This window comes from Kamptonema animale CS-326, from assembly GCF_028330895.1.
Lineage (GTDB): Bacteria > Cyanobacteriota > Cyanobacteriia > Cyanobacteriales > Microcoleaceae > Kamptonema > Kamptonema formosum.
The window spans coordinates 1-5,812 of record NZ_JAQMUA010000461.1; the positions used below are offsets into that span (position 1 = coordinate 1).

The 5,812-nt window shown below is 43.0% G+C and carries 5 protein-coding genes; 2 read left to right on the forward strand and 3 right to left on the reverse strand.

Annotated features, from left to right (window positions below):
• Positions 1 to 125 precede the first annotated feature (125 nt).
• Both PN499_RS27145 and PN499_RS27150 read right to left on the reverse strand, forming a co-directional pair.
• Positions 126 to 626: a pentapeptide repeat-containing protein gene (locus PN499_RS27145; protein WP_272036436.1), complete on the reverse strand. Its 501-nt coding sequence runs from the start codon at positions 624 to 626 to the stop codon at positions 126 to 128.
• Between the two features lie 64 nt (positions 627 to 690).
• Positions 691 to 2,412, reverse strand: coding sequence for an ABC transporter permease (locus PN499_RS27150; RefSeq protein ID WP_272036438.1), 1,722 nt, complete (start codon positions 2,410 to 2,412; stop codon positions 691 to 693).
• A 127-nt stretch (positions 2,413 to 2,539) separates the two neighbouring features.
• Between PN499_RS27150 and PN499_RS27155 the strand changes: the two genes are divergently transcribed.
• Both PN499_RS27155 and cobJ read left to right on the forward strand, forming a co-directional pair.
• Positions 2,540 to 3,631: an ABC transporter ATP-binding protein gene (locus PN499_RS27155; RefSeq protein WP_272036440.1), complete on the forward strand. Its 1,092-nt coding sequence runs from the start codon at positions 2,540 to 2,542 to the stop codon at positions 3,629 to 3,631.
• A 269-nt stretch (positions 3,632 to 3,900) separates the two neighbouring features.
• Positions 3,901 to 5,703 (forward strand): precorrin-3B C(17)-methyltransferase, encoded by a 1,803-nt coding sequence (cobJ, locus tag PN499_RS27160; RefSeq protein ID WP_272036439.1) that lies wholly within the window; start codon positions 3,901 to 3,903, stop codon positions 5,701 to 5,703.
• On the opposite strand, the gene PN499_RS29715 is transcribed toward cobJ, so the two are convergent.
• On the reverse strand, positions 5,700 to 5,795 hold the full coding sequence (locus tag PN499_RS29715; RefSeq protein WP_363319166.1) for a hypothetical protein: 96 nt from the start codon (positions 5,793 to 5,795) through the stop codon (positions 5,700 to 5,702). The genes cobJ and PN499_RS29715 overlap by 4 nt on opposite strands.
• Positions 5,796 to 5,812 lie beyond the last annotated feature (17 nt).

A 5,812-nucleotide genomic window follows, 5' to 3' on the forward strand; every position in this document is an offset into this window, starting at 1 on the left:
GAACGATCTAAACGATCTATTTCTTCCTTCGTGTAGATGCGGTTTCAACCGCCGACTCTCAACCTCTGATTCTGAATCTCTGAATCTGAATATCTGAATCCGATATGATTCCGATCCAATCTGTTTTAATTTTTAATTGTACCATCAGGCATCATTGCCCCTTTCAGATTTGCCCCTTTCAGATTTGCCCCTGTTAAATCCGCACTATTTAAGTCACTTTCACTTAAATCCGCATTACTGAGGTTAGCATTATTCAGTTTTGCCCCTCGTAAAAAAGCACCCTTAAGATTGGCATTACTCAAGTCAGCATTGGTAAGATCCGCAGCAAATAAACCTGCCTTTTCCAGAGAAGCGCCTTTTAAATTTGCACCTTTAAGATTGACGCTATCGAGTAAAGCTTCATTAAGCTTGACATTTTCTAGGATTGCACCTTCTAACTTAGCACTATTAAGATTAGCGCCTGTTAAATCAATGTTACTTAACTTAGCGCCAGTCAGATCGCATTCTTGACATTGCTTAGTTTTTTGTAATGTTTCGAGGGGAGTATCCACCTGTTTTTGGCATCCAAAGGTGACAAAAATAGTAAGCAGTAAAAAGAAAATTGTGCCAGTAGTACGGGTAGACATTGCTAAGTTTTTATTAATCATCTTGCTTTCCACAGGAATAATATTAACTGTTAACTGTTAACCGTTAACTGTTAACCGTTAACTCTGTTGAAGACTTGCGCGATCGCGCAATTTTCCAACTTAATAGAATAACCGGTAACATCCCCACTAAAACAATTGCCAAAGCTGGGCCTGAAGCTTCAGCTAATCTCTCATCTGAGGCAAGCTGATAAGTTCGTACAGCCAAGGTATCAAAGTTAAAAGGTCTTATAATTATAGTAGCAGGTAACTCTTTCATCACATCCACAAACACTAACATCATCGCAGTTAATAGACCTCCCGTCATCATTGGCGTATGTACTGTAACTAAAGTTTGCATCGGACTATAACCCAAACTTCTCGCCGCATCATCTAAATTAGGCTTGATTTTACTCAAACTTGACTCAACTGTATTTAACGAAACAGCTAGGAATCTAACTAAATAAGCAAATACTAAAGCTGCGATCGTACCACTTAATAATAGGCCTGTAGAAATTCCGAAATTTTGGCGCATCCAACCATCAAATAGATTGTCAAATTTGCCAATGGGAACCAGAATGCCAACTGCTATTACAGAACCCGGCACAGCATAGCCCATTGCGGCAATGCGCGTTCCTAATTGCACTCCTAAGTTGGGATATAATCGTAAGCCGTAAGCCATAATTAAGGCAATAATTACGGCTAAAATTGCTGTTAGCGTTGCCAAAATCAAACTATTGCTGGCAAAGACAAAAAAGCGATCGTCTAAAGTTAGTTCCCAATTGGCTAAGGTCAAATCGATTAAAAGACTGGCGGGCAATAAAAAGCCAAAAAATAACGGTAGAAAACAACTAATTACTGCTAAAAGTTCCCTAAGTCCTTTAAGCTGATAAGTTTGTAGTTGGCGATAACGACTGCTAGCTTGATAATATTTAGTGCGACTGCGCGACCAACGTTCAAGTAAAATTAGACCCAGAACAAATAATAATAACATCGCAGCTAATTGATTGGCGGCAATTCTTTCTCCCATGCCAAACCAAGTCCGATAAATACCTGTAGTGAAAGTATCAACTCCAAAATACTGAACAGTACCATAATCGTTAAGAGTTTCCATCAAAGCCAGCGCTAAGCCTGCAATTATTGCCGGTCTTGCCATTGGTAAGGCAACTGTAAAAAAACTCCGCCAAGGACTACAACCGAGGATTCTACTAGCTTCTAGCGTACAAGTTGATTGCTCTAAAAATGCAACTCTTGCTAATAGATATACGTAGGGATATAAAACCAAGATTAGCATTAATATTGCTCCAGGGAGCGATCGCACGTTAGGAAACCAGTAGTCTCCATAACTCCAGCCAAAAACATAACGCAAAGCAGTTTGGACTGGGCCGGAAAATTCTAAAAAGTCTGTATAAATATAAGCTAAAACATAAGCTGGGGCGGCTAAAGGTAATAGTAACGCCCATTCAAATAGGCGACTGGCCCGAAAGCGACACATTGTTACTAACCAGGCGCATCCTACGCCAATTACAACCACACCCCAGCCGACACCGATCGCTAACCAGAAAGAGTTGAGGATATAACGAGTTAAAACTGTATCAGTTAAATGTTGCCACGTATCTTTAGCTTCAAAAAAGATACTGGATAAGACGCTGAGGATGGGTATGGCGATCGGTAATGCTAAAGCGATCACCGCAACTGTCCACCCACTAGCGGATAGACTGCGTAAGTTCGACAACCTTTTGATGGTACTGATGGCTGTTTGTTGTAGCGATTGTTTGGAATTTTCCATTTGGCAATAAACTGTCTAGCTTGCTATTCTATCAGTAAGTGTAAAAATTCGTCAAGTCTTTATGAGAATTTATATCACTAAACTACTTTACTGTAAAATACTAAGTTGTTGATTATTTATGGCAATAATGACTCGACCTGTAATTCTGCATTTAGATGGTGTCACCAAACAGTATGCCCAAGCAGCATCACCTGCGGTGGCATCCGTCACCCTGACCTTACATCAGGGAGATATACTGGGATTGTTGGGGCCGTCGGGTTGTGGGAAAACAACGTTGCTGCGGTTAATTGCTGGTTTTGAACAGTTACAAGCAGGGGCGATCGCTTTAGCAGGAAAAACTGTAGCCAGTGTTACGATGTCACTCCCCCCGGAACAGCGAGACATTGGTATGGTGTTTCAAGACTATGCACTTTTCCCTCATTTAACAGTGGCGAAAAACGTAGCTTTTGGCTTGAAATATCAAGGGAAAGAGTCAAAGCATAATATTAACAAAGGTGTCGCAGAAGCTTTAGCATTAGTAGGACTAGAAGGATTAGAAAACCGTTATCCCCATGAATTATCTGGAGGTCAGCAACAAAGGGTAGCTTTAGCCCGTGCTTTAGCCCCTAGACCTGCGATTATTTTATTAGATGAACCATTAAGTAATTTAGATGTACAAGTAAGGTTAAGATTACGTCAGGAAGTCCGCGATATTCTCAAAGCCACAAAAACTTCTGGGGTATTTGTCACCCACGATCGCGAAGAAGCACTTTCGATTTCAGATTGGGTGGCGGTAATGCGTCAAGGCAAATTAGAACAGTTTGGCACTCCGGAGGAAGTTTATCAAGAACCAGCATCTAGATTTGTGGCGGAATTTGTAACGCAAGCTAATTTTGTATCTGCATCCCTGAAGCAGGATATTTGGGAAACAGAAGTAGGTTGTTTTGCTGTTAAAGGAGATTCATTTGTACAAGTTCCCTGCGATGTTTCAACTCAAGGAGAATTGATGATTCGACAGGAAGATTTAAGTTTATTTTTAGATGAAAATTCGGCGGTTGTGATTTGCGATCGCCAATTTTTAGGTAGAGAAAATCGTTATTGTTTACAAACTCCTTCGGGACAGAAGTTGTATGCACTTACAACCACAGGAAATGTCTTTCCCATTGGTTCTAAGGTTCGGTTATCTTGTGGCGATAATTCTCCCCTAGCTTTCTTTGCTGGTGGTAGTCCCACAGGATAAAGGCCTAACCCCAACCCCCGGAAACCTCTCCATACACTCTCCTTTTAGAAGAGGGAAAAGGAATAAATTTGTTATTAGGATGGGGGAGAAAGAAAGTAAGTAAAGAAAATAAAGAAAGAATTTCCCCCTTCCCCTGTGAGGGTAGAGGGTAGAGGTCTTTCGGGATACTTCACCCTTCTTACTGTATTAATGGTAAAATTAAATTTTTAGCTTCCCAATTAGGATCGCAATCCTCCTGGAACATAGTAATTCTTAATTAAATTTTCACCGTGAATCCAGTTTCCCCAGCAATTGTCATTTTAGGTCAAAACAGCGTACCCCTGGCACGACAAATCATCGCCACCTTACCCGGATCTTCCGTCTATGGCCTAGCAGATCGCACTTGGGATGTTGATATTACCTTCACCAACTTTGGCGAAACTTTACGGGAATTATTCGCCGCCGGCACTCCAATTATTGGCATTTGTGCTGCTGGAATTCTGATCCGTACTCTCGCCCCTTTAATTACAGATAAACGCTACGAACCCCCAGTTTTAGCAGTCGCAGAAGATGGCAGTGCGGTTGTACCATTATTAGGAGGATTGCATGGTGTAAATGAGTTAGCTAGAGAAATTGCCACAGCTTTAGGCGTACAGCCAGCAATTACTACCACAGGCGATATCCGCTTTCGGACTGCTTTACTTAATCCTCCCCAAGGTTACTATCTGGCAAATCCAGAAAATGCTAAAACTTTTATTTCTGATTTGTTAGCAGGGGCGACGCTACAACTAGACGGTATTGCACCTTGGTTAAGTGATAGCAAGTTACCGATCGCCAGTTTAGGAAAATTAACGGTTTGCGTGACTGAAAAAGCGGTTGTACCAAAGGCTGATTGTTTGGTATATCATCCCGCAACTGTGGCGATCGCGCTGACCTCTTTATCCAGCATGGAACCAGAAATCGCGCTGGCTTATGTGCAGCAAGTTTTAGACGATTTAGGGTTAGCAGCCGCATCTGTTGCCGCGATCTTTGCTGTCAAAGGTAATATGGGAGAGCCGGCAATTGAAGCGATCGCCCAAAAGTTTAAAGTTCCTACCCGTTTTTTCGATCCAACTGAACTTGTGGAGTTTCCTACCGATATTAATGCACCATTTCCAGAGGCCGAGAAAGAACAGAAAAGGGTAATGGCGGGACGAATTGCACTTACGGCTGTGGGTGTTGGGGGGCGATTGGTGAGATGTCAGGAATTTGGGGAGATGAGTGACGCGATACCTTCGGCTGGCGTAGCGATCGCGATCGCATCGACACCCATCCATCCTGATACTATCGGACACCCACGCGGTCAACTGGCAATAGTGGGGACGGGGCCAGGAGGGGCACATTGGATGTCCCCAGAAGTCAAAGAAATATTGCGTGAAGCTACGGATTGGGTTGGCTACAAGTTCTATCTCGATTTAGCGGGTTCCCAGAGACAGGGACAAAGGCGACATGATTCTGATAATCGCGAAGAATTAGATCGGGCGCGTTTTGCCTTAGATTTGGCAGCAGAAGGCAAATCTGTAGCTGTGGTTTCGTCAGGAGATCCCGGCATTTTTGCGATGGCTGCGGCTGTATTTGAGGTATTAGAACGGGAAGCGAAGCCGGAATGGGAGGGTCTTGATATTCGGGTTGCGCCGGGAATTTCGGCGATGCAGGCTGCTGCTGCGCTGATTGGAGCCCCTCTGGGTCATGATTTTTGCGTGGTTTCACTTTCGGATATTCTTAAACCTTGGTCAGCGATCGAACAGCGGATTATGGCTGCGGCCGGTGCTGATTTCGCGATCGCCCTTTACAATCCAGTATCGAAACAGCGCACTTGGCAACTGGGTAAGGCAAAGGAAATTTTATTAAAATTGCGATCGCCTGAAACTCCCGTTGTCTTGGGACGCAATCTCGGCCGGCCGGGTCAATCAGTAAAGGTTTGCACTCTCGATCGATTTCAGCCTGAAGATGCCGATATGAGAACTTTGGTGATTATTGGATCGAGTCAAACTCGGATAATCGATCGCAAATATGGTGGTGTTTGGGTTTATACGCCGAGGCGATATTCTTAATTGGTAATTGGTAATTGGTAATTGGTAATTGGTAATTGGTAATTGGTAATTGGTAATTGGTAATTGGTAATTGGTAATTGGTAATTGGTAATGGCTAATGGCTCATTGC